This window comes from Nocardia sp. CS682 (assembly GCF_004634405.1).
Classification (GTDB): Bacteria; Actinomycetota; Actinomycetes; order Mycobacteriales; family Mycobacteriaceae; genus Nocardia; species Nocardia ninae.
Genome location: NZ_CP029710.1, coordinates 1,886,693 through 1,909,224 on the forward strand (window position 1 = coordinate 1,886,693; position 22,532 = coordinate 1,909,224).

Consider the following 22,532-nt stretch of genomic DNA (forward strand, 5'->3'; position numbering starts at 1 on the left):
TCCCGAACGGCAACTCTCATGTGCGGTCGTCGTAACCGCGGCGCACCGCACCTGGCGCGTTCACCATGCCCGGCGTCTTCGCCCGCGTCGACGAGGTCAACTGCCACGGCACGCTGGTCACCATCACCCCCGGCTCGAAGAGCAGGCGGCCCTTGAGTCGCAACGCACTCTGGTTGTGCAGTATCTGTTCCCACCAGTGCCCCACCACGTATTCCGGGATGAACACGGTCACCACGTCGCGCGGCGAATCCTTGCGCACCCGCTTCACGTAGTCGAGCACGGGCTTGGTGATCTCACGATAGGGCGACTCGATCACCTTGAGCGGCACGGTGACGTCGCTCTTCTCCCACTCGCGCACGAGCGCCCTGGTGTCGGCCTCGTCGACGTTCACGGTGATCGCTTCCAGCGTGTCCGGCCGGGTGGCGCGGGCATAGGCCAGCGCGCGCCGGGTCGGCAGATGCAGCTTGGACACCAGCACGATCGAGTGCGAGCGGCTGGGCAGTACGCCATCCCACTCCTGCTCCTCCAGCTCGCGCGACACCGAATCATAGTGCTTGCGAATCATCTTCATCACGATGAAGATCGCCACCATGGTGCAGATGGCGATGTAGGCGCCGGCGAAGAACTTGGTGATGAGCACGATGATCAGCACGGTGCCGGTCGCGCTGAGGCCGACCGCGTTGATCACCCTGGACCGCTTCATCCGCGACCGCTGCGCCGGATCGGTTTCGATGCGCAGCAATCGGGTCCAGTGCCGCAGCATGCCGGTCTGGCTCAGCACGAACGAGACGAACACGCCGACGATGTACAGCTGGATCAGCTTGGAGACCTCGGCGCCGAACAGCACTACGAACGCGATCGCAGCACCCGAGAGGAACAAGATGCCGTTACTGAACGCCAGCCGGTCGCCGCGAGTGTGCAGCTGCCGTGGGAGGTAGCGGTCCTGCGCCAGAATCGAACCGAGCACCGGGAAGCCGTTGAACGCGGTATTGGCGGCGAGCACGAGGATCAGCGCGGTCACCGTCGTGATGAAGAAGAACCCGATCGGAAACCCGTGGAACACCGTCTCGGCGAGCTGCGCGATCAGCGTCTTCTGGTGGTAGCCCGGGGGCGCGCCGATCAGATCGTCGGTGTTGTGCGCGTACACGATCCCGATCTTCTGAGCCAGGATGATGATGCCCATCAGCAACACGATCGCGAAGGTGCCGAGCATCAGCAACGTGGTGGCGGCGTTGCGCGACTTCGGCTTACGGAACGCGGGCACACCGTTGCTGATCGCCTCGACACCGGTCAGCGCGGCACAGCCGGAGGAGAATGACCGGGCGATCAAAAAGGCGAAGGCGATGCCATACAGATGCTCGTCCTCCGCCTTCAGCCCGAAACCGGACGATTCCGCTTGTAGATCCTCGCCGAGCACGAAGATCCGGATCAGCCCCCAGCCGAGCATGACGAACATCCCGACGATGAACGCGTAGGTCGGGATGGCGAACGCCGTGCCGGATTCCCGGACCCCGCGCAGGTTGATCGCGGTGAGCACGGCGATCGCGACCACGGCGAACAGCACCTTGTGGGTGGCGACGAACGGGATCGCCGAGCCGATATTGGACGCGGCCGAGGAGATCGAGACGGCCACCGTGAGCACATAGTCGACCAGCAGCGCGCTACCGACCGTCAGACCGGCATTGGGGCCGAGATTCGTCGTCGCAACCTCGTAGTCACCGCCGCCGGACGGGTAGGCGTGCACGTTTTGCCGATAGCTTGCTACGACCACCGCCATGACGAACGCGACGGCCAAACCGACCCACGGCGCGTAGACGTAGGCGGAGATGCCCGCGGCGGAGAGCACGAGGAAGATTTCTTCCGGCGCGTAGGCGACCGAGGACATGGCATCGGAGGCGAACACCGGGAGGGCGATGCGCTTCGGCAGCAGGGTATGGCCAAGCGAATCACTACGGAAAGGCCTGCCCAGCAGCATTCGTTTCGCTGCCGTCGTCAACTTGGACACTGGAGCGAGCATAGCGGCACGAGCGTCAGGCCCGGAGGCGGCAGCTCCGTGTAACCACGCAGGGCCCCGCGAATGCCGCAGGTCGGACAGGGACCCTCGATGGGTGCTCGCGCGCGCGGCTCGCAGGTTTGGGCGCGAGGCGAAGGGGGAACGTGGCCGTTGGAATGATTCGGCGGGTACCGTTCGACCGAACAAGAAGCAGACCGAACGCTTGGTTCCAGGAACGAGGTTGCACGGGTGTACGTAGTGATCATGGGATGTGGGCGCGTCGGGTCGGCGCTGGCCCGCGCCCTGGTCCGGGTCGGCCATGAAGTCACCGTGATCGACCGGGACCCCGCCGCCTTCCTCCGCCTCGGCCAGGACTTCACCGGCGAGCGGGTGACCGGCGTCGGTTTCGATCGAGATGTGTTGGTGCGGGCCGGAATCGAGCGGGCCGACGCGTTCGCCGCGGTCTCCTCCGGTGACAACTCCAACATCATCTCCGCACGGGTGGCGCGCGAGATGTTCGGCATCGAGCGCGTGGTCGCGCGGATCTACGATGCGAAGCGGGCCGCGGTCTACGAGCGGCTCGGCATCCCGACCATCGCCACGGTGCCGTGGACCACCGACCGCTTCCTGCGCACCCTCATCGGGGACAGCAGCACCACCACCTGGCGCGAACCCACCGGAACGGTAGCTGTGACGCAGCTGACGCTGCATGAGGACTGGTATGGCCGGACCGTGCGCAATCTGGAGCGTGACGTCCGAGTGCGGGTCGCGTTCATCCTGCGATTCGGCCAGGGCCTGCTGCCCGACAGCAAGACCATCGTGCAGGCCGACGACGTTGTCTATGTCGCCGCGACCTCCGGGTCCGTGGGTGAGGCCATCGCGTTGGCAGGCAAGCCCCCCGTGAGCGAGGACTGAACATGAAAGTGGCTATCGCCGGAGCGGGCGCCGTCGGCCGATCCATCGCCAGGGAACTCCTGCGCGGTGGACACAACGTCATGCTGCTGGAGCGCCAGCTCGACCACATCGAGCCGGAAGCGATTCCGGACGCGGTCTGGGTGCACGCCGACGCCTGCGAGCTCGCCTTGCTCGAGGACGCGGGACTGGAAACGTATGAGGTGGTCATCGCGGCCACCGGCGACGACAAAGCCAATCTGGTGCACAGCCTGCTCGCCAAGACCGAGTTCGGCGTGCGCCGGGTGGTCGCGCGGGTGAACGATCCGCGCAATGAGTGGCTCTTCGACGAGTCGTGGGGCGTCGACGTCGCGGTGTCCACACCGCGCCTGCTCGCCTCGCTCGTCGAAGAGGCGGTGACCGTCGGCGATCTGGTGCGCCTGATGACGTTGCGGCAAGGTCAGGCCAACCTGGTCGAGATCACGCTGCCCGGCGATACCGCGCTCGCAGGCAAGCCGGTGCGCACGCTCACCCTGCCGCGCGACGCCGCCCTGGTGACGATTCTGCGCGGCGGCCGGGTGATCGTGCCGCAGCCCGACGATCCGTTCGAGGGCGACGACGAACTGCTGTTCGTGACCTCGGTGGAGGCCGAAGAGGACCTGCGCGTCGAACTGGCCAACCACGGCATCAAGCCTTGACTCCCCGACAGGGCTGATGCACGGCCGCTTCGACGGTCAGGCGACTTTCAGTTCCGCGCGCAGCTTGTTCAGCGCGCGGTGCTGCATCACCCGGACCACGCCGGGGCTGGTGCCGATCGCCTCGGCGGTCTGCGCGGCCGACCAGCCGAGCACGATGCGCATGACCAGGACCTCGCGGTGCGCCGGCGCCAGAATCTTCATGAGCTCCTTGGTGGCCGCGCGCCGTTCGGACGCCAGCGCCCACTCCTCGGGCCCGGCCTCGCTCGACGGTGTATCCGGCATCTCCGCCATCGGGTAGGTGGGGTGCTGCTGGGAGCGGCGGAACGCGTCGGCGACCTTGTTCGCGGCGATGCCGTAGACGAAGGCGAGGAAGGACTTGCCCTGATCCCGGTAGCGCGGGATGGCGTTCACCGTGGCGATCAGGATCTCCTGCACCACATCGTCGGCGGTGACCTGCAGGTGGGCCGTATTGCCGAGGCGGGCACCGCAGTACCGGCGAACCAATGGATGGACGACCCGGACGATCTCGGTGATGGCGGCGCGGTCACCGGCCGCCGCGGCGCCGATCAACGCATCCAGTTCGGCTGCCACCCGGCGGCTCTCCGACAGGGCCGGCGTGCGATTCTTCGACAATGCTGCGGTGTTGTGCTCGGTAGCCACGTCCGAGTCCTTTCCTACGATCGTGCGTTGTTTTTCGTACACAACGATCGTCTGACGAACTCGGACCACCAGCCAGACACCCCAGGGTGGGTAACCCCCCACCTCGGCGGGGATTTACCCCACCCCTGATGGTTTTCGCGGGAAAGATCCGCAGGGTTAACGCTTTACGCGTCAGACCGCGGGCGCGGTCTTGGTGGGCAGGTGACCCGCGCGGCGTACCGCCCACACCGTGACGGCGAGCGCGACCGCGGTCAGCGGCCAGCCCATCGCGATGCGCGCGAACGCGAGCCAGCCGGTGCGGTCGGTGTCGTAGAGCTGCGACTGCACCAGGTAGCGAGCACCGAAGACCACCATCCAGGCGGCGGTCGCGAAGTAGTAGAGGCGCTGCACCCGCTGATCGGCGCGCCAGTCGGTGCCGTGGCCGTTCAGCACGCCCCAGATCACGCCGACCAGCGGCCAGCGCACCAGCATCGACACCAGGAACACACCCGCGTAGACCAGGCTGGTGTAGATGCCGAACAGGAAGAAGCCCTTGGCCTCCCCCATCCGGTAGGCGATGAACGCGCAGATGCCGACGCCGAGGAAGCCGGAGATGGCGGGCTGGATGGGGCTGCGCCGGAACAGGCGCCAGACCAGGATGAGCGCGGCCACCCCGAGGGCGGCCCAGATCGCCGCGGTCAGCCCGGCGAAACTGTTCACGGGGACGAACACGACAACGGGAACGGTCGAGGAGATCAGGCCGCTGAAACCGCCCAACTGCTCGAGCAACGTCTGCTCCGCGGCGACCTCGTCAGGGTCGAGAGCCGCTGGCGGCTCGATCTGTCCGGTCGTGGGGGTCGGTTCGCCCGTGGGGGCGTTGTCGTTGCTCGATGGCATACGTCAGCTGTTCCCGCGCAGTTCGTAGTAGGGGTTGTAGATCACCTTGCGGCCGTCTCGATCGCCGACGCGGCCGCGAACCAAGATACGTCGGCCCGGCTCGATACCGGGGATGCGCCGACGGCCGATCCACACCAGGGTGATGGCGTCGGTTCCGTCGAAGAACTCCGCTTGCACCGCAGCGCCCGCGGACTTCGGACACGCTTCGACACTGCGCAGCCTACCGAGCATCGTGGCCTCGTCGCCGCGGCGACACTCCGATGCGCGGCACGCACCTGAGGCCTCCGATTTCTCGGCAAGCTCCTCGGCGTCCAACTGGTCGAGATCCTCGGTCAGTCTGCGGCCCAGACGTCGAAAATACCCTGAGGCAGCGGATGACATTTCGCACGCTCTCCTGCATAGAGCAGACAGTGTGGATCGCACACCATCGTGGATTCTCAGCACGACCGGCTGTGGACGTACACCCGCCACTGTAGATGCACCAGGGCACCCCCGCTACGCTCGGACCGGTGTTCGACTCCCCACACTCCGTGTCGGCCGCCCACGTCGTCGTGGCACTGCCCGGCACCGGATCCGACGCCGATTTCGCCCGCCGTGCCTTCGAGCCCGCCTGCGAAGCGCGCCGTCTAGCCGTGGTCGCGGTGCAGCCCGATCCCACGGGTGTGGTCGCGAGTTATCGCGCGGCGCTCGATGCTGCGGCCGCGGCGGGACCGATTGCTGTGGCGGGAATCTCGTTGGGTGCCGCGGTCGCGATCGAGTGGGCGGCCGAGCACCCGGACCTGGTCGTCGGGGTCGTCGCGGCGCTGCCCGCGTGGACCGGGCCGGACACCGCCGCCTGCCCCGCGACATTGAGCGCGGGGGCCACCGCCGCGCAGCTGCGGGCCGACGGGTTGGACGCGGTGGTCGAGCGGATGCGCGCGAGCAGTCCGCGCTGGCTGGCCGACGCGCTGACGCAGTCGTGGCGCGCGCAGTGGCCGAATCTGCCTGCGGCACTGGAGGAAGCGGCCGACTACAAGTGGCCGGGCACCGAGCGGCTGGGCACCCTCGACGTGCCGGTCGCGGTGGTCACTGCGGTCGACGATCCGGTGCATCCGTTCGCCATCGCCGAGGAGTGGGCAGCGCTCATCCCGCGCTCCGCGATCCACCGGATCACGCTCGCCGACCTCGGCGCGGATCCGGCGATCCTCGGGCACACGGGATTTGCCGCGCTGGCGCGCAGTTAGTTACTGCCGCGCAGCTCGCGACTCACCCGTGGTTGGGCGTGCCGCACCATCACGTCGGCCGCGCGGTCACCGCGCAGTCGAGCTAGTTCAACCCGAGCTGCTGCATGGCCGAACCGTCCGCACCGCGGCGCGGTCCCTCCGGCATGCGCGGTGGCACGGCCGCCTGCGGGCCCGCCGCGGCCTGCGCCGCCGCCTGCTGTTGCTGGGCGTCGATCTGCGCCTGGTGCGCCGCGGCCAGCTGTTCGGCCAGTTCCTGCGGCAGCACCACCGGTAGTGGCTCGCGCACCGGCAGCGGGTCGTCGCCGCGCCGGATCACGGTCTCGCGCAGGATCGCCCGGGCCGCCGCGACCAGCGGACTGCCGTCGTTCGACGCACCCGACGGGCCCGCCGCGACCAGCCGAACCATCCAGCGTGGCCCGTCGACCCCGATGAACCGCAGATCCGCACCCTCGGTGACGGCCAGCAGTTCACGACCCCAAGGCCCGGTCTCCACCGCGACCCGCGCACCGTCGTTGCGCAGCGAATCGGCGAGATCGGCGGCCACGGTGCGCCACTGCCCCGCCGACTTCGGCGCCGCGTACGCGGCGACGGTGAGCCTGCCGTGCTCGGTGGCCAGGTGCACCGCCTGCGGCGTGCCGTCGGGGGTCATCTCGACCTGCAACTGCCCGCCCTGCGGCACCGGCAGGATCACCGAGCCGAGGTCGAGCCGCTGGTCGGTGACCTTTTCCAGCAGATCCGCCACGTCGCTGTAGTCGTACGGACCCGAACCCTCGGCGCCCGCGCCCTGGTAACCCCCGGCGACCACCGGGTGTTCGTCGGTGTCGTAATCGTCTTCGTCATAGGCGAAGTCGTCGTTGTCGTCGTAGTCGTCGGCCGGATACCGGTCGTCGTCGGACGATCTCTTCTTCTTTCCGAACAGTCCCATTACGCCTCCTTCACGGTGGCCTGGCTCGCGCTGGTCAAACTCGCGTGACCGCCACTGGAGCCGTGACCGCCCGCCCCGCGCGCGGTCTCGTCCAGCGAGTCGACCTCCAGGAAATCGACCAGTTCCACGCGCTGCACCAGCAGCTGCGCGATCCGGTCGCCCCGGCGCAACTCGATGGGCGTGCGCAGGTCGTGATTGATCAGGCACACCTTGATCTCGCCCCGGTAGCCGGCGTCGACCGTGCCGGGGGTGTTCACCACCGACAGCCCGGTTTTGGCCGCCAGGCCCGAGCGCGGGTGGATCAGGCCGACCGTGCCGACCGGTAGCGCCACCGCGATGCCGGTGCCGACCAGCACCCGCTCCCCCGGTTCCAGGATGACGTCTTCGGTGGTGCACAGGTCCACACCGGCGTCGCCGTCGTGGGCGCGCACGGGCATGGGGATGCCGGGATCCAGCCGCAGCATTGGGATAGGTGAAAGGGCGGTCACGTTGGTCGAGCCTACGCGTCAACCGGTAACCACCGTGAATTAGTGTTGACTCGTGTCGGACCAGCCCAATCCAGTGACGATGGACGAAAATCAGCAGAGCCCGCAGCCGTACCGCGAGCGCCTCTGGGTGCCGCTGTGGTGGTGGCCGGTGGCCTTCGCCATCACGGGCCTGCTGGCCGCCGAAATCCACATGGGCGCACCAGGATTGCGGGCCTGGCTGCCCTATGTGCTGCTGTTCCCGATCCCGGTCTGGGTGCTGCTGTGGCTGAGCCGCCACCGCGTTGAGGTCGCGCCGGACGCGTCGGGCACGCTGGAGCTGCGCGCCGACCGCGCCCACCTGCCGGTGAATTTCGTCGCCCGTGCGGCGGTCGTCGCCCGCACGGCGAAGAGCGCGGCGCTGGGTCGCCAGCTCGACCCCGCCGCCTATGTGCAACATCGGCCGTGGATCGGGCCGATGGTGTTGCTGGTGCTCGATGACCCGGACGATCCGACGCCGTACTGGTTGGTCAGTACGCGTCGACCCGAACAGGTCCTTGCCGCGCTGGGCCTGCCCAGCGCGGGCTGATCACCACGAACCAGCTCAAGCAGCGCAGTCCATGCAGATCAGCTGACCACCCTTCTCGCTGGCCAGCCTGCTTCGGTGGTGCACGAGGAAGCAGCTGGAACAGGTGAACTCGTCGGCCTGCTTCGGGATCACCCGAACGCTCAGCACTTCCTCGGACAGGTCCGCGCCGGGAAGCTCGAACGACTCCGCGGTATCGGATTCGTCGATATCCACGACGGCGGACTGTGCCTCGTTACGACGAGCCTTCAGCTCCTCCAGCGAATCTTCCGACACATCGTCGGTTTCGGTACGCCTCGGTGCGTCATAGTCGGTTGCCATGTCGTCTTCCCCTCGTCCTTACTTCGTATATCCCGGACCGGCCAGTCCACACCGATTCCCGCTGGAACCGCCGTGACTCGCATCGCCCCGCCGGTGGTGCACGTCACACGTACACCGGTCACCCATCAGGTCGGATCGTGCTGATCCACTCCGGATAGCGCTCGGTAAACGCAGGACACGCCCTACTTGTTCCCGCGACCGACCACCAATTTCGCCACCGGCGATTCGATCTGGGCCGCCAGACAATAGCGGACCCCAGCGCAAAAGTCGCAATCAAAACACAGACGATTCGAAACCGACGGGTAATCGACACCATCCGTCGAACTCGCCGAGACCTTGTGGAGCGGGGGCGTGACCTTTTCGTAGAGTGTGCTGGTGGTTTCACTGATCACCGAAGGCCGCCCCGTGGATTCCCAGGGCAGGCCCTTCCTCCGACGGCGCCCGCAGCCCTGGCTCATCATGCTCGGCATCGTCACGCTGATCTGCACGATCGTGTGGGTCAAGGCGTTGACGACGACCGAGCAGGACAGCAGCGCGATGGCCTGCAACTCGCCGAGCCCGGCCACCGAGCCGGGCGCCCAACCCGCGACGCTCGGCCAGCGCGTCGGCGCGGGCCGGCTACAAGATGTGGAACCCGCGCCGCTGGCGGCGAGCAAGGTGCGCGTGCTCAACGCGAACAACCAGCGTGGTCAGGCCGCGCACGTCGCGGCGCAGTTCGGTGACCTCGGGTTCGCCAGCGCGCCGGGCACGCAGTTCGGCAACGACACGGTCTACGTCAACGGCGATCTCGAATGCACCGGCCAGATCCGGTTCGGCGTGAGCGGCCGCCCGGCCGCCGCGTCGGTGCAACTGGTGGTGCCGTGTGCCGAGTTGATCGAGGATCAGCGCGCCGACGACACGGTCGACATGGTGCTCGGCTCGCTGTTCCGCGACATCCGGCCCAGCAACGACGCCGAGGAGGTGCTGCGATCGCTGAAGAACCCCGCCCCCGGCGGCGCACCCTCGATCGACATCGAACTCCTCGACGCCGCAAGACAAGCCCGCTGTTAGTGGTCGGGGATCGGCTCGGTCGCGCCTACTCGGTCGAGTAGCGCGGCCAGTTCGTCGGCGATGCCCGGGGCGGCGGCGACCACCAGGTCGCCCGCCTCGCCCGGGGCGGTGGCGGGCGGCAGGGTGAGCTGGGCGCCTGCCTCGGCTGCGATCAGCGCGCCCGCGCCCCAGTCCCAGGCATTGAGGCCGTGCTCGAAGTACGCGTCCACCCGGCCCGCGGCGACGTGGCACAGGTCGAGCGCCGCCGCGCCGAAGCGACGAATGTCACGCACCTGCGGCAAGATCTCGGCAATCAGCTGGGCCTGCCTGGCCCGGCGGTGCTTGCCGTAGGCGAAGCCGGTGGCCACCAACGACATCGACACCGTCTCGACCGGTGTGCAGCGCAGGTGTTCCACCGCGCCCTCGGCGTCGACCCGGATCGCACCGAGGCCGAGCCCGGCACTGTAGGTGGCGCGCCTGGCCACGTCCACCACGGCGCCCGCGACCGGCCTGCCGCCGCGCATCGCGGCGACCGACACCGCGTAGCCGGGGATGCCGTATAGGAAGTTGACCGTGCCGTCGATGGGGTCGACGACCCAGTGCACGAGGTCGGCGGCCGAGTCGGCGAGACTGCCGCCGCCCTCCTCGCCGAGGATGGGATCGCCGGGGCGTTGCTCGGCGAGCAGGCCGCGGATCAATTCTTCGGTCTCGGTGTCCACGATGGTCACCGGATCGGTCGGATGGCCCTTGGCCTGCACCGCACCCTCGGCGGGGCCGGCCTGCCCGAAGACCTCAGGGCGGCGGGCGCGAACGTGCGCCGCGGCGGTCTCGGCGAGGTCGACCGCGACTCTGCGCAGTTCGGCCTCGTCGCCGCGGGCGACGATGATCTCGGAGGTGTAGTCGGACACTGGCGATGAGGTTTCCGGCACGCCCTCCATCGGATCACAGATCCTCGGGAACGCGCAGCATCGATCGCGCATTACTCTTGTCGTGCACGACACAACGCCGTCGTCGGGCACACCACCGCAGCGCGCTCGCGACACCGGGGTGAAGCCATGTGCTGCGGTGTTGTGCTCCACACCGGCCAGCACAGGAACGAGGGGTTAGCCATGTCCGCTCGGGGGCACGCATTCGGCATCGATATCGGCGGCAGCGGCGTCAAGGGCGGCGCGGTCGATCTGGCCACCGGCGAACTGGTGCACGATCGGATCAAGATCGCGACACCGCAGCCGTCGACCCCGCAGGCCGTCGCCGAGGCGGTGGCAAAGCTGGTCGCGCAAGCCGATTGGGACGGCCCGGTCGGCATCACGCTGCCCTCGGTCGTGCTCGACGGAGTCGCGCGCACCGCCGCCAACATCGACAAGACGTGGGTGGGCACCGACGCGCGCTCGCTGTTCACCCAGGCACTGGACGGCCGCGAGGTCACCGTGCTCAACGACGCGGACGCGGCCGGGCTGGCCGAGGACCGCTACGGCGCGGCAAAGGATTTCGACGGCCTGGTGCTGCTGCTGACCTTCGGCACCGGCATCGGCTCGGCCCTGCTGTACCAGGGCACCCTGGTGGCCAACAGCGAACTCGGCCATCTCGAGGTCGGCGGCATGGAGACCGAGCACCGCGCCGCCGCCTCGATCAAGGATCGCGACGGGTTGAGCTTCGAGCAGTGGGCCGCCGCGGTGAGCACGGTGCTGATCGGCCTGGAGAACCTGTTCTGGCCGAAGGTGTTCGTCGCGGGCGGCGGTATCAGCCGCGACGCCGATCTCTGGATTCCGTTGCTCACCAACCGAACCCAGGTGATTCCGGCGCATCTGAAGAACACCGCGGGTATCGTCGGCGCGGCGATGGCGATCGACGCCGGGATCGCGCCGTAGTGGCGCGCGGCTCGACTGCCGGAGCAGGGCAATCGTGCGACAATGCGAATAACGCGCCCGCGCCGATGGCGGCATCGTGCCGAAGGTACCCTGGTTAGATCGTTACAATGGAACGTGCCCCGGCGGTAAGCCGGTGAAACCCGACCGGCCTTCCGCCGGTGAAACCCGACAGACCGCTCCGCCGGAAGACCACTCTGGCGTGACGCCGCACGAGACCGTCACGAAAGGGCGTACGTGGTAGCCACGAATACCCGTCAGACCGCCGATTCGGCCGAGGCCGATTCCGCAGATGTAACCGAAGCCCGGCCGGTTCGTAAGGCGGCTGCCGCGAAGAAGGCTCCGGCCAAGAAGGCCGCAGCCAAGAAGGCGCCTGCGAAGAAGGCGCCCGCCAAGGCGACCAAGGGGGCCGCCAAGAAGGCAGGCCCCAAGAAGGTCGGCGCCGACGGCGAGCCCCTTGCCGACGAGGCGATCGAGGACGAGGTCGAGATCGAAGACCTCGGCGATCTCGAGGTCTCCGAGGACGATCTCACCGAAGAGGCCGAGGACCTGGTCGTCGAGGAGGTCGCCGAAGCCGCCGAGGAGGAGGTCGAGCCGACCGCCGCCGACAAGGCCTCGGGCGACTTCGTCTGGGACGAAGAGGAATCCGAGGCGCTACGGCAGGCCCGCAAGGACGCCGAGCTCACCGCGTCGGCCGACTCGGTGCGCGCCTACCTCAAGCAGATCGGCAAGGTCGCGCTCCTCAACGCCGAAGAGGAGGTCGAACTCGCCAAGCGCATCGAGGCCGGCCTCTACGCGGCGGAGAAGGTGCGCGAGTTCACCGAGCAGGGCGAGAAGCTGCCGGTCGCGATGCGTCGCGACTACACCTGGATCGTCCGCGACGGTAACCGTGCCAAGAACCATCTGCTCGAGGCCAACCTGCGACTGGTCGTCTCGCTGGCCAAGCGCTACACCGGCCGCGGCATGGCGTTCCTCGATCTGATCCAGGAGGGCAACCTGGGTCTGATCCGTGCCGTCGAGAAGTTCGACTACACCAAGGGCTACAAGTTCTCCACGTACGCCACCTGGTGGATCCGGCAGGCCATCACCCGCGCCATGGCCGACCAGGCCCGCACCATCCGCATCCCGGTGCACATGGTCGAGGTCATCAACAAGCTCGGCCGCATCCAGCGCGAGCTGCTCCAAGACCTGGGCCGTGAGCCCACGCCGGAGGAGCTGGCCAAGGAAATGGACATCACGCCGGAGAAGGTGCTGGAGATCCAGCAGTACGCGCGTGAGCCCATCTCGCTGGACCAGACCATCGGCGACGAGGGCGACAGCCAGCTCGGTGACTTCATCGAGGACTCCGAAGCCGTTGTCGCCGTGGACGCGGTGAGCTTCACGCTGCTGCAGGATCAGTTGCAGTCGGTGCTGGAGACGCTGTCCGAGCGCGAGGCGGGCGTGGTCCGGCTGCGCTTCGGCCTCACCGACGGCCAGCCGCGCACCCTCGACGAGATCGGCCAGGTGTACGGGGTCACCCGCGAACGCATCCGGCAGATCGAGTCCAAGACCATGAGCAAGCTGCGCCACCCGAGCCGCTCGCAGGTTTTGCGCGACTACCTCGACTGATTCTCGATCGACCTATGGGCCGCTGAGCTTTTCGCTCAGCGGCCCATTGTCGTTTCTGCTCGACGCCGCGAGTTCGGGCAGTACCGCGTGCGGCCGGTCAGCGGTGCCGCGCGTGCTCGCTCTGGGCGGTGATCGCGGTCCCCATCCAGCGCTGGAGGTAGGCGCGCAGTTGCTCCTCGGTGCGGGGCGGATTGCCCGGGGACAGGAAGAACGAGTGCATGGTGCGCAGCACGAATTCGACCAGCTCCAGTAGCGCCGCGTCGTCGTAGCCGTGCCGTTCCCAGTCGACGTCGAAGCGCCGGATCATCGACATGCCAAAGGCTTTGGCTTGTTCGGAGGTGAGGCTGTCGGGGTCGAGGTTGGAGTAGGGGTTCGACAGCAGAATCCCCAGATGCGGAGTGCGACGCACCTCGACGAGCGTGTAGATCACCCCTTCGGTCATCGCTTCGACGGGATCGTCCAGGCCTGCGACGTGGGCGGTCAGCCGGTCCAGGAACCCGTCGACCGAGGCGATCGCCGCGGCGGTCATCAACGCTTCGGCGCTGGGAAAGTACCGATACACGGTCTGCCGGATGACGCCGAGGGCTTCGGCCACGTCGGCGATGCTGATCGCGGCACCGGTGGTGCCGATCAGATCGACCGCCGCGGCGACGATGCGACGGTGGGCCTCTTCGTCATTCGCCGGCGGACTCCCGCCCCATCCGCGTCTACGCGCCACCGGGCGGACGTTATCACAGGGCTCGGGCCTGGACCGTTGGCGAATCCCGGTAAGTGATCATACATATTGACAACTCTTTGTATGATTGTCGCATCGTGCTGGCCGAGCGCCAGATCTGATCGACTATTTCCCGAGGCGAGGTACGCGCTGTGACCCACTTGCAACCCAGAAAGATGGACTTCGGTTTCGAGGACGCCGACGTCCCATTCCTGTGGAACCCGCAGAATCCGGCGTGGTCGAGCATGTCCAACGCGGTCTCGTTCCTGGCCATCGGCTTCGAGAAGATGATCGTCAAGCTGATCATGCAGTTGAAGCCGACCTTCACCGATCCGGAGGTGGCGGCGGAGGCCATCGCGTTCATGCGCCAGGAGGGCCACCACTCGACCGCCCACCGCCAGCACGTCAAGGCGTTGATCAGGCGGTATCCCGGGCTGCAGAACACACTCGACGCGGTGATCGGCGAGTTCGACCTGCTCACCGAGGCCACCTCGCGTGAGTACCGCCTCGCGTACACCGCCGATCTGGAGGCCACCTTCACGCCGGTGTTCAAGCTGATGCTGGACAACGAGGACACGCTGTTCCGGCCGGGCGACGACCGGGTCGCGTCGCTGTTCATCTGGCACTTCGTGGAGGAGGTCGAGCACCGCAGCTCGGCGATGATTCTCTTCAATGCCCTTGTGGGCGACGAGCTTTACCGGATGCGGATGGCGCCGTCGATCTTCGCGCATGTGCTGAAGGTGATCCGGATCGCGTGCGCCGGGTTCAACCAGCACGTCCCGCTCGCGGACCGGCAGGTCGATTCGCTGTCGATGTTCGCCAGGCATCGCGTCAAGCAGAAGGCGCTGGTGTATTTCGCGCCGTACCTGACCAAGGGGCCGATGCCGCGCGCGTTCGACGGGCTGCCGCGCCGGGCACAGCTCACCGCGCTCGCCGGTGTGATCCGCAGCCAACTGCCGAATCATGATCCGGCGCACGAGAAGTTGCCGGAGCTCGCCGGTCGCTGGTTCGAGCGCTACGACGCCGGTTACGACTGCACCCGGTGGTACACCGCTGACGTGCGCCCGGACGCGCTGGCTGCGTCGGAGGCGAACTGATGGCCGACCTGTGCCCTCCCACCTTCTCCGAACTCGCTACGCGGCTCGGCTTCTCGTGCGCCGAGAGCGGCGGGCTCGTCGAGTTCCGTAACCCTGCGGCGCTGGAGAACTGGACCTTGCCGGTGCTCGAGCTGACCATCGTGCTCGGGTCGGTGCTCGCACTGATCTACGCGATCGTCCGGCTGCGCAGGCACGGGGACCCCACCAACCTGGTGCTGTGGTTCGGTGCGACCGCCTATCTGTTCGTCATCGAGCCGCCGCTGTACTTCCCGGCGGCGTTCGGCATCGCCGAGCAGGTCGACACGATGTTCGCGCACAACGTATTCACGGTGGACTTCCTGTGGGGGCGGTTGCCCCTGTACATCATCGCGATCTATCCGTTGATGGCCACGCTGGCGTTCGAAATCGTGCGGATGCTCGGCGTTTTCCGGCGCTACGGGGTGTTCCTCGGTGCGGCCTGCGTGGGCTTCGTGCACCACGCCTTCTACGAGATCTTCGATCACCTCGGCCCGCAGCTGCGCTGGTGGGAGTGGTCGGTGGACAATCCGCTCAACCAGCCGATGTTCGATGCGGTACCGCTGCCGAGCGTGGTGGTCTTCGCGGCGCTGTGGCCGATGTCGCTGGCGTGGTGTGTGCAGTTCTTCGTCGGCCGCCAGGTGGAGGCGGGCAAGCAGTTCAGCGGACCGCAATTGGTGGGGCGCACCGTGCTGATCGGGCTGCTGGCCTCGGTCGGTACCTTCGTGCTGCCGCTGCCCGCGACGGTGTTCGGGATGGGGAGTGACGTGGTCCGCGGGTTCCTCTATGCGGCGGAGCTTTTCGTGCTGTCGGTGGTGGCGGTGGTGCTGCTGGTCCGGCAGTGGTCCGCGCTGCGTTCCGGTGCGTCGACGCCGCCGGGGTACCGCAATGGACTGGTGCAGGCGTATGCGTTGGTCTATCTGGGCGTGATGGCGGTGCTCTGGATCACCGCCCTGCCCGACTATTTCGACGCAGTGGACGGCATCACCGCCAACGGCGATCCCCTCGGCAACCTCTGGTACACGATCGCTTGCTTCGCGATCGCGATCGTCACCGTTGTCGCCACTTTCACAGTGCCGCAGGGGAAGTCACACGACAGCGAGGTATCGACGGCCGCCGAACCCAGCGTGACGAACGCGACGTAGCCGCACCGAGGGGCTGGCGAACCGTTCCGCAGAATCAGTGCGGGTGCGCGCCGTCCACGTTCCCGATCGAGACCACCTCTCCGTCGGTGAGCGCGGCGGCGCGCGAGGTGTCCTTGAGGTCGACGCCCGAGCGGCCGAGGAGGCGGGCGCCGGATATCAAGCCCGCCACCACCTTTGCCGCCTGGGTGTAGCCGAGCCCCTCCGGGGGATGAATGTTGGAGACGCAGTTGCGGTCGGCGTCGGTGCGGCCCGGGCGGGGCAGGTGGGTGAGGTAGATGCCGAGGCTGTCGGCTACCGAGAGGCCGGGGCGCTCGCCGATCAACACCACGACCGTCGCAACACCCATCGCGTCGGCGATGTGGTCGCCGAGCGCGACCCGTGCCTGGGTCGCGATGACCGGCTGAGCGATCGAGTAGTGCGGTGCGAGTTCCTCGATCAGCGCGGCCAGCGTCGCGGGTCCGTGGTCGGTGAGTGCGCGCGGGGAAAGCCCGTCCGCCAACACGAACCCGATCTCGGCACCGCTGTGCGGGATGACGGACAGCGCGGAACCGACTGCGGTATCGGCGGATTCGGCGGGTAGTCGGCCGAGGTCCGGTCTGCGAAGGTACTCCGCGCGATCACTCGCCCGACTGCGCACATGCGCTGGTTCGCCGACCCCGAGCGCGGCGACCCGCTTCCTCAGCGCGCCCACATCCAACGGCAGGTGCACCGCGTCCCGTGCCGCCGCATGCGCCGCACGGAATTCCAGCACCCGCGTGGTGGGCAACGCGTCACCGGTACGACCCAAGCCGATCCTGGATTGGGTGCTGCGCCGGAGGTCTGTCCAGAACTGTTGCGCCGCCTCGCTTTTCGACCGTGCCTTCGAATTGGGCTCGGCCTCTTCCAACGGCGCGACGACTTCCAGCTTGGCGCGCACATCCCGCCGTTTCATCAGGCACCCGCCAAGGCACGCAGTGGCGAAGCGAGCGGCTCTACCGGGAGCACCCGTCCCGCCGCATCGATCATGCCGAGCCCGGACAGCCAGGACTCGAATTCCGGTGCGGGGCGCAGGTTCAGGACGCGGCGGGCGTACAACGCGTCGTGAAAGCTGAGGCTCTGGTAGCCGAGCATGACGTCGTCGGCGCCGGGAACGGCGATGACGAAGGCGCAGCCCGCCGCGCCCAGCAGCGTGAGCAGGGTGTCCATGTCGTCCTGGTCGGCTTCGGCGTGGTTGGTGTAGCAGACGTCGACACCCATCGGGAGGCCGAGCAGCTTGCCGCAGAAGTGGTCTTCCAGTCCGGCGCGGATGATCTGTTTGCCGTCGTAGAGGTATTCCGGGCCGATGAAGCCGACGACGGTGTTGACCAGCAGCGGGTCCAGGTCACGGGCCACCGCGTAGGCGCGTGCCTCCAGGGTCTGCTGGTCGACGGGCTTGCCGCCGGTGCCGAGGTGCGCCCCCGCCGACAGCGCCGAGCCCTGCCCCGTTTCCAGGTACATGACGTTGTCACCGACGGTGCCGCGGCACAGCGACCTGCCTGCCGCATTGCCCTCGCGCAGCAGTGAAATGTTCACGCCGAAACCGGCATTGGCACCCTCGGTGCCCGCGATCGACTGGAACACCAGATCGACCGGCGCGCCCGCCTCGATCAGGTCGATGGTCGTGGTCACGTGCGAGAGCACGCAGGATTGGGTGGGGATGCCGAAACGCACCCGGACCTCGTCGAGCAGGTGCAGCAGCTCGGCCGTCGCCTGCGGCGAGTCGGTGGCCGGGTTGATCCCGATCACCGCGTCCCCGCAGCCGAGCAGCAGCCCGTCCAGCGTGGCGGCGGCGATACCGCGCGGGTCGTCGGTGGGATGGTTCGGCTGCAACCGGGTGGCCAGCGTGCCAGGAAGTCCTACGGTGGTCCGGAAGGCGGCGGTGACCTCGACGGCGCGCGCGACCGCGATCAGATCCTGATTGCGCATGATCTTGCTGACGGCGGCCACCATCTCCGGCGTGAGGCCCGGCGCCACCGCACGCAGCGTCGCCGCGGCACCCGCACCCGCCGCGACGGCGAGCAGCCAGTCCCGCAGTCCGCCCACGCTGAGGTGCGAAATCGGTTGGAACGCAGCACGATCGTGGGTATCGATGATCAGCCGGGTGACCTCGTCGGTCTCGTACGGCACCACCGGCTCGTCCAGAAATCCGGTCAGCGGCACCTCCGCCAGCGCCCACTGGGCGGCGGCCCGCTCGGCGTCCGAACCCGCCGCGCAGCCGGCCAGTTCGTCACCGCTGCGCAACGGGGTCGCCTTGGCGAGCAACTCGACCAGACCGTCGAAGGTGTAGCTGCTTCCGCCGAGATGCTGTGTGTAGCGGGTCATTCCAGCTCCTCCTTCGCCTCGGCCAGCAGCGCGAATTCCTCGTCCGGCGAGTGGGCCACCAGCCGGTGCCTGCTGTACAGGCCGAAGTAGGCCATGAAGGCGCAGAACGCGACGAGCGTCCAGGTCGCGGCCACCGGGTCCACCAGGAAGGTGGCGATCACCGCGGCACCGGCGATCACGAGCGCGAAGGCGGTGGTCGCGACGCCGCCGGGCGTCCGGTACGGGCGCGGCATGTTCGGTTCGCGGACCCGGAGCACGATATGGCTGACCATCATCAGCACGTAGCTGAGCGCGGCGCCGAACACAGCCATGTTCAGCAGCATCGCGCCCTTACCGGTCAGCGACAGCGCGAATCCGACGACGCCGGGCACGATCAGCGCCAGCACCGGCGCCTTGCGCGCGTTGGTCACCGACAGGCTCGTCGGCAGGTAACCTGCCCGCGACAGCGCGAACGTCTGCCGGGAGTAGGCGTAGACGATGGAGAAGAAGCTGGCCACCAGCCCGGCCAAGCCGATGTAGTTCACCAGTTTCGCGGCGCCGCTGTCGCCCAGCGCCTCGACCAGCGGATTGCCGGACGTCGAAATCGCTTGCGCACCAAGGGCTCCGGTCGCCAGGAACAACACCGCGGCACCAGTGACGATCAGCACGAGCATCGCGCTGATGATCCCCTTCGGCACGTTCTTCTCCGGCTCCCGCGCCTCCTCGGCCGCCAGCGGCACGCCCTCGACGGCCAGGAAGAACCAGATGGCGAACGGTACCGCCGCCCAGATCCCGAACACCCCGAACGGCAGGAACGACGAGCTCCCGACAGCATTCGGGTCCGCCGGGATATCGGTCAAGTTGCCCGCTTCGAACAGACCCCATGCCGACACCGCGAACACCGCGAGCCCGGCCAGCGCGACGGCGGTGATCACGAACATCGCCTTGAGCGCCTCCCCCGCCCCGGTCAGGTGCACCCCGATGAACAGCGCGTACACCGCCAGATACACCCACCAGCCGTCGGTGATCCCGAACAGGTTCAGCGACTCGACATAGCCGCCGATGAACGTGGCGATGGCCGCGGGCGCTATGGCGTATTCGAGCAACACCGCTGTGCCCGTGGCGAATCCGCCCCACGGACCGAGCGCCCGCCTGGCGAAGGTGTAGCCGCCGCCCGCCGCGGGCAGGGCCGCCGACAGCTCGGCCATGCCCAGCACCATCGCCAGGTACATGCCCGCGATCAGGACGGTCGCGATGAGCAGTCCGCCGAACCCGCCCTCGGCGATGCCGCTGTTCCAGCCCGCGTAGTCGCCGGAGATCACGTAGCTCACGCCGAGTCCGGCGAGCAGCACCCAACCGGCCGAGCCGGTGCGCAATGTCCGCTTGGCCAGATACTCCGCGCCGGCGGTACCGGTCACCTTCGCGTCCTCGATCGTCATAGGCGCTACGCACTCCTCGTCCACATACCGTTTGGTCGGTGGACCAATTCTCGAGAGCGATTGTTGCCCGGGTGTGAAACGACGTTACGGACGCGGTGCCGCCGCCGGTGACACCGCGCACACCCCGGGCGGGTCGCACGGCCGCATCCTGCGGCGCACGGGACACTTGGCGAGTGGAAGCCTGCGCCCCGGTCCGGTTTCGATCACCCTGGACACAGACCATCGATCTGCGGACCGAAGCACGCGTCGCACGCGACTGGCTGCGCCGTCCCGGCTTGGCGCATCGGGTGCTGCCCGCGATCCGCGAGCACCTCGGCGCGGCCCCGGCCAGCACCGCCTACGCCTTCACCGTCTTCGTCACCTGGTGGACGTTGCGCGGCGTCGGCGACTCGGTCGAGCGCCGGTTGATCTTCTCCGCGTCGACCAACCTCTACAACATGCGGCACAACCCGGTGCAGGTGCTGGTCGCCTCGGCCTTCTGGACCGACGGTGGCTTCCCGTGGAGCACGCTCGCGGGCTTCCTGATCGTGATGGCCTACGCGGAACGCTGGCTCGGTACCACCCGCTGGATCGTGCTGTTCGCCACCGGGCACATCGGCGCGACGCTGCTCACCGTCACCGGCATCTCGCATGCCATCGATCGCGGCGTCATCCCGCTGAAGGTGGCCGTCGCCGCGGATGTCGGCACCAGCTACGGCTTTTCGGCGGTACTGGCCGCGATGGCCTTCCGATTCCGCGGGCTGGTCCGGCTGCTCTGGGCGGGCACGCTCATCGCGATACTCGTCGCCGCGCTATGGATCGGCCCGACCTTCACCGACTACGGCCACCTGTGCGCGTGCGCGATCGGCCTGGTCGCCGGCGGGATCGCCACCGTGCTCGGCCGCTGGTTCGAGAAGCGGAGCGCGGCGAAACAGGAGCCCGCTGCGGCCGTTACGGAGTGACGGGATCGGGTCGCACCCGGCGCTGCACGAGCCCGACGACCGGCTCGACGACCCGCGCGGCGATCGGGCCGAGCACCGCCATCAGCAGCACGTAGGCCGAGGCGAGCGCCGCCAGCTGACCGTCGACCCCGCCCATGGTCACCGCCAATCCCGCGATGACGATGGAGAATTCGCCGCGCGCGACCAACGCCGCGCCGGTCCGCGCCCGGCCCATCGGGCGGATACCCTGCCTGCTCGCCGCCCACCAGCCGGTGGCCATCTTGGTCAGCATGGTGACCACCGCCAGCGCCACCGCCCAGCCGAGCACCGGCGGGATGGCGCGCGGATCGGTGGTCAGGCCGAAGGCCACGAAGAAGATCGCCGCGAACAGATCCCGCAGTGGCTCCAGCAGTTTCGCGGCCTCGTGCGCGGTCGAGCCGGAGATGGCGATGCCGAGCAGGAACGCCCCGACCGCCGCGGACACGTTGAGCGCCGAGGCGACACCGGCCACCAGCAGCGCCGCGCCGAGCAGCTTCAGCAGGAACACCTCGTTGTCCGAGCTGTCCACGATGGCCGAGACGTATCGGCCGTAGCGCATCGCGACCACCAGCACGACCGTGATCGCGGTGAGCGCGATGGCGAGCGATTTGGCGCCGCTGGCGAAGCTCAGCCCGGCCAGGATGGTGGTGAGGATCGGCAGATAGACCGCCATCGCCAGATCCTCGAACACCAGGATCGACAGGATCACCGGTGTCTCACGGTTACCGAGGCGCCCGAGATCGTTGAGCACCTTCGCGACGATGCCCGAGGACGAGATGTAGGTGACGCCACCCATGGTGATCGCACCGACCGCACCCCAGCCGAGCAGCAGCGCGACGATCACACCGGGCGTCGCGTTCGCCACGATATCGACCAGGCCAGCCGCCCAGGACCGGCGCAGGCCGGTCATCAATTCGGGTGCGGTGTACTCCAGGCCGAGCAGCAGCAAGAGCAGCACTACGCCGATCTCGCCTGCCACATGGCCGAATTCGTTGGCGGCGCTGAGCGAGATGAAGCCACCTTCGCCGAAGGCGAGGCCGCCGATCAGATAGAGCGGAATGGGGGACATCCCGAAGCGACCTGCCAACCGCCCGAACGTGCCGAGGGCAAAGAGAATCGCTCCGAGCTCGATCAGGGCGAGCGCGGTTTCAGTCACTGGTTTCAGCCGTGGGTGAGAATCTTCGCGGCGGCATCTAGGCCGTCCGGGGTACCGACGACGACGAGCACATCGCCTGAGGTGAAGGTGAAATCGGGTCCCGGCGAGGGATGCAGCTGCCCGGCGCGCATGGCCGCGACGATCGAGACCTTGGTGCGGGTGCGCATCGCGGTCTCGCCGAGTGTGCGGCCCGAATACGGTGATTCGTCGCCGATCGGCAGCTGCCTGGTGGTGATGCCGGGCAGGTCGCTGTGTTCGTCGTTGAGCTTCGAGACCAGTTGCGGCGCGCCGAGCAGGTTGGCCAGCACGGCCGCTTCGTCGGTGCTCAGCGGGATCTGCGCGGCACAGGCGTCGGGGTCTTCCAGCTTCGAAACAATGAGGTCGATGTCGCCGTCGCGATGCGCGACCACGCCGATCCGGCGGCCGGAGCGCACCTCGAAGTCTTTTCGGACTCCTATCCCGGGTAGGGCGGTCACGTCGACATTCACGGGTACAGATTAGACCGATGTCCGATTCGCTCGGCGGTGCGGTCATCACTTCGGCGGATG

At 68.0% G+C, this 22,532-nt stretch carries 24 protein-coding genes; 10 read left to right on the plus strand and 14 right to left on the minus strand.

Annotated features, from left to right (window positions below; all coding sequences use genetic code 11):
- Window positions 1-16: 16 nt before the first annotated feature.
- Window positions 17-2,005, minus strand: a complete 1,989-nt coding sequence (locus DMB37_RS08235) for an APC family permease (RefSeq protein ID WP_135232194.1) — start codon at window positions 2,003-2,005, stop codon at window positions 17-19.
- A 237-nt stretch (window positions 2,006-2,242) separates the two neighbouring features.
- On the opposite strand from DMB37_RS08235, the gene DMB37_RS08240 reads away from it, so the two are divergent.
- Both DMB37_RS08240 and DMB37_RS08245 read left to right on the plus strand, forming a co-directional pair.
- Window positions 2,243-2,908 (plus strand): TrkA family potassium uptake protein, encoded by a 666-nt coding sequence (locus DMB37_RS08240; protein ID WP_107658107.1) that lies wholly within the window; start codon window positions 2,243-2,245, stop codon window positions 2,906-2,908.
- 2 nt (window positions 2,909-2,910) lie between these two features.
- Window positions 2,911-3,582 (plus strand): TrkA family potassium uptake protein, encoded by a 672-nt coding sequence (locus DMB37_RS08245; protein ID WP_107658108.1) that lies wholly within the window; start codon window positions 2,911-2,913, stop codon window positions 3,580-3,582.
- Between the two features lie 36 nt (window positions 3,583-3,618).
- Here the strand turns inward: DMB37_RS08245 and DMB37_RS08250 are convergent, their stop codons facing one another.
- The 3 genes from DMB37_RS08250 to DMB37_RS08260 all read right to left on the minus strand — a co-directional run bounded on the left by DMB37_RS08250 (window position 3,619) and on the right by DMB37_RS08260 (window position 5,499).
- Complete coding sequence (locus DMB37_RS08250; protein ID WP_194835834.1) at window positions 3,619-4,242, minus strand: sigma-70 family RNA polymerase sigma factor; 624 nt, start codon at window positions 4,240-4,242, stop codon at window positions 3,619-3,621.
- Between the two features lie 171 nt (window positions 4,243-4,413).
- A complete protein-coding gene (locus DMB37_RS08255) occupies window positions 4,414-5,118 on the minus strand; it encodes a DUF3159 domain-containing protein (protein ID WP_135232195.1) in 705 nt (234 codons plus the stop codon).
- Between the two features lie 3 nt (window positions 5,119-5,121).
- A complete protein-coding gene (locus DMB37_RS08260; protein WP_107658110.1) occupies window positions 5,122-5,499 on the minus strand; it encodes an OB-fold nucleic acid binding domain-containing protein in 378 nt (125 codons plus the stop codon).
- Window positions 5,500-5,627: 128 nt separating this feature from the next.
- Between DMB37_RS08260 and DMB37_RS08265 the strand changes: the two genes are divergently transcribed.
- Window positions 5,628-6,341, plus strand: a complete 714-nt coding sequence (locus DMB37_RS08265) for an alpha/beta fold hydrolase (RefSeq protein ID WP_240772298.1) — start codon at window positions 5,628-5,630, stop codon at window positions 6,339-6,341.
- 82 nt (window positions 6,342-6,423) lie between these two features.
- Here the strand turns inward: DMB37_RS08265 and DMB37_RS08270 are convergent, their stop codons facing one another.
- Both DMB37_RS08270 and dut read right to left on the minus strand, forming a co-directional pair.
- Window positions 6,424-7,260, minus strand: a complete 837-nt coding sequence (locus DMB37_RS08270; protein ID WP_370465403.1) for a DUF3710 domain-containing protein — start codon at window positions 7,258-7,260, stop codon at window positions 6,424-6,426.
- 5 nt (window positions 7,261-7,265) lie between these two features.
- Window positions 7,266-7,730, minus strand: a complete 465-nt coding sequence (dut, locus tag DMB37_RS08275) for a dUTP diphosphatase (protein ID WP_135237425.1) — start codon at window positions 7,728-7,730, stop codon at window positions 7,266-7,268.
- A gap of 103 nt (window positions 7,731-7,833) precedes the next feature.
- Here dut and DMB37_RS08280 point away from each other — a divergent pair, with 103 nt between their 5' ends.
- On the plus strand, window positions 7,834-8,319 hold the full coding sequence (locus tag DMB37_RS08280) for a DUF3093 domain-containing protein (protein WP_135237426.1): 486 nt from the start codon (window positions 7,834-7,836) through the stop codon (window positions 8,317-8,319).
- A gap of 15 nt (window positions 8,320-8,334) precedes the next feature.
- Here DMB37_RS08280 and DMB37_RS08285 read toward each other — a convergent pair whose 3' ends face one another.
- Window positions 8,335-8,637 (minus strand): DUF4193 domain-containing protein, encoded by a 303-nt coding sequence (locus tag DMB37_RS08285; RefSeq protein ID WP_107658115.1) that lies wholly within the window; start codon window positions 8,635-8,637, stop codon window positions 8,335-8,337.
- Window positions 8,638-9,012: 375 nt separating this feature from the next.
- Between DMB37_RS08285 and cei the strand changes: the two genes are divergently transcribed.
- Window positions 9,013-9,687 carry an envelope integrity protein Cei gene (cei, locus tag DMB37_RS08290; RefSeq protein ID WP_135232198.1) on the plus strand — a complete coding sequence of 225 codons (675 nt, stop codon included), beginning with the start codon at window positions 9,013-9,015 and terminating at the stop codon, window positions 9,685-9,687.
- Here cei and DMB37_RS08295 read toward each other — a convergent pair.
- Window positions 9,684-10,595 (minus strand): inositol monophosphatase, encoded by a 912-nt coding sequence (locus DMB37_RS08295; RefSeq protein WP_370465354.1) that lies wholly within the window; start codon window positions 10,593-10,595, stop codon window positions 9,684-9,686. The two genes, cei and DMB37_RS08295, sit on opposite strands and share 4 nt — an antisense overlap.
- A gap of 180 nt (window positions 10,596-10,775) precedes the next feature.
- Between DMB37_RS08295 and ppgK the strand changes: the two genes are divergently transcribed.
- Complete coding sequence (gene ppgK, locus DMB37_RS08300) at window positions 10,776-11,534, plus strand: polyphosphate--glucose phosphotransferase (RefSeq protein ID WP_135232199.1); 759 nt, start codon at window positions 10,776-10,778, stop codon at window positions 11,532-11,534.
- Between the two features lie 234 nt (window positions 11,535-11,768).
- Window positions 11,769-13,139: an RNA polymerase sigma factor gene (locus DMB37_RS08305; RefSeq protein ID WP_135232200.1), complete on the plus strand. Its 1,371-nt coding sequence runs from the start codon at window positions 11,769-11,771 to the stop codon at window positions 13,137-13,139.
- Between the two features lie 97 nt (window positions 13,140-13,236).
- Here DMB37_RS08305 and DMB37_RS08310 read toward each other — a convergent pair whose 3' ends face one another.
- Window positions 13,237-13,857, minus strand: coding sequence for a TetR/AcrR family transcriptional regulator (locus DMB37_RS08310; RefSeq protein ID WP_135232201.1), 621 nt, complete (start codon window positions 13,855-13,857; stop codon window positions 13,237-13,239).
- A gap of 149 nt (window positions 13,858-14,006) precedes the next feature.
- On the opposite strand from DMB37_RS08310, the gene DMB37_RS08315 reads away from it, so the two are divergent.
- On the plus strand, window positions 14,007-14,951 hold the full coding sequence (locus tag DMB37_RS08315) for a metal-dependent hydrolase (protein WP_135232202.1): 945 nt from the start codon (window positions 14,007-14,009) through the stop codon (window positions 14,949-14,951).
- The gene (locus DMB37_RS08320; protein ID WP_135232203.1) at window positions 14,951-16,111 is read left to right on the plus strand and encodes a hypothetical protein; all 1,161 of its coding nucleotides are present in this window, start codon (window positions 14,951-14,953) and stop codon (window positions 16,109-16,111) included. Before DMB37_RS08315 ends, DMB37_RS08320 begins: the two co-directional genes overlap by 1 nt.
- 34 nt (window positions 16,112-16,145) lie before the next feature.
- Here DMB37_RS08320 and eutC read toward each other — a convergent pair whose 3' ends face one another.
- From eutC to eat, 3 genes are read right to left on the minus strand one after another with little or no spacing between them, the layout of a single operon-like run.
- The gene (gene eutC, locus DMB37_RS08325; protein ID WP_135232204.1) at window positions 16,146-17,042 is read right to left on the minus strand and encodes an ethanolamine ammonia-lyase subunit EutC; all 897 of its coding nucleotides are present in this window, start codon (window positions 17,040-17,042) and stop codon (window positions 16,146-16,148) included.
- On the minus strand, window positions 17,042-18,451 hold the full coding sequence (locus tag DMB37_RS08330; protein WP_135232205.1) for an ethanolamine ammonia-lyase subunit EutB: 1,410 nt from the start codon (window positions 18,449-18,451) through the stop codon (window positions 17,042-17,044). The genes eutC and DMB37_RS08330 overlap by 1 nt, the downstream gene beginning before the upstream one ends.
- Window positions 18,448-19,869 (minus strand): ethanolamine permease, encoded by a 1,422-nt coding sequence (gene eat / locus DMB37_RS08335; RefSeq protein ID WP_135232206.1) that lies wholly within the window; start codon window positions 19,867-19,869, stop codon window positions 18,448-18,450. Before eat ends, DMB37_RS08330 begins: the two co-directional genes overlap by 4 nt.
- Window positions 19,870-20,042: 173 nt before the next feature.
- Between eat and DMB37_RS08340 the strand changes: the two genes are divergently transcribed.
- Window positions 20,043-20,810 carry a rhomboid-like protein gene (locus DMB37_RS08340; RefSeq protein ID WP_240772300.1) on the plus strand — a complete coding sequence of 256 codons (768 nt, stop codon included), beginning with the start codon at window positions 20,043-20,045 and terminating at the stop codon, window positions 20,808-20,810.
- Here the strand turns inward: DMB37_RS08340 and DMB37_RS08345 are convergent.
- Both DMB37_RS08345 and DMB37_RS08350 read right to left on the minus strand, forming a co-directional pair.
- Complete coding sequence (locus DMB37_RS08345) at window positions 20,800-21,984, minus strand: cation:proton antiporter (protein WP_135232208.1); 1,185 nt, start codon at window positions 21,982-21,984, stop codon at window positions 20,800-20,802. The two genes, DMB37_RS08340 and DMB37_RS08345, sit on opposite strands and share 11 nt — an antisense overlap.
- Before the next feature lie 5 nt (window positions 21,985-21,989).
- A complete protein-coding gene (locus tag DMB37_RS08350; protein WP_107658125.1) occupies window positions 21,990-22,472 on the minus strand; it encodes a cation:proton antiporter regulatory subunit in 483 nt (160 codons plus the stop codon).
- Window positions 22,473-22,532: the final 60 nt, after the last annotated feature.

Bases quoted from the DNA above. Each gene is read 5' to 3' on its own strand.
- DMB37_RS08255 (WP_135232195.1), bottom strand. From the start codon at position 5,118: ATGCCATCGAGCAACGACAACGCCCCCACGGGCGAACCGACCCCCACG.
- ppgK (WP_135232199.1), top strand. From the start codon at position 10,776: ATGTCCGCTCGGGGGCACGCATTCGGCATCGATATCGGCGGCAGCGGC.
- dut (WP_135237425.1), bottom strand. From the start codon at position 7,730: ATGCTGCGGCTGGATCCCGGCATCCCCATGCCCGTGCGCGCCCACGAC.
- DMB37_RS08320 (WP_135232203.1), top strand. From the start codon at position 14,951: ATGGCCGACCTGTGCCCTCCCACCTTCTCCGAACTCGCTACGCGGCTC.
- DMB37_RS08330 (WP_135232205.1), bottom strand. From the start codon at position 18,451: ATGACCCGCTACACACAGCATCTCGGCGGAAGCAGCTACACCTTCGAC.
- DMB37_RS08245 (WP_107658108.1), top strand. From the start codon at position 2,911: ATGAAAGTGGCTATCGCCGGAGCGGGCGCCGTCGGCCGATCCATCGCC.
- DMB37_RS08285 (WP_107658115.1), bottom strand. From the start codon at position 8,637: ATGGCAACCGACTATGACGCACCGAGGCGTACCGAAACCGACGATGTG.
- eat (WP_135232206.1), bottom strand. From the start codon at position 19,869: ATGACGATCGAGGACGCGAAGGTGACCGGTACCGCCGGCGCGGAGTAT.
- DMB37_RS08280 (WP_135237426.1), top strand. From the start codon at position 7,834: ATGGACGAAAATCAGCAGAGCCCGCAGCCGTACCGCGAGCGCCTCTGG.
- DMB37_RS08260 (WP_107658110.1), bottom strand. From the start codon at position 5,499: ATGTCATCCGCTGCCTCAGGGTATTTTCGACGTCTGGGCCGCAGACTG.
- eutC (WP_135232204.1), bottom strand. From the start codon at position 17,042: ATGAAACGGCGGGATGTGCGCGCCAAGCTGGAAGTCGTCGCGCCGTTG.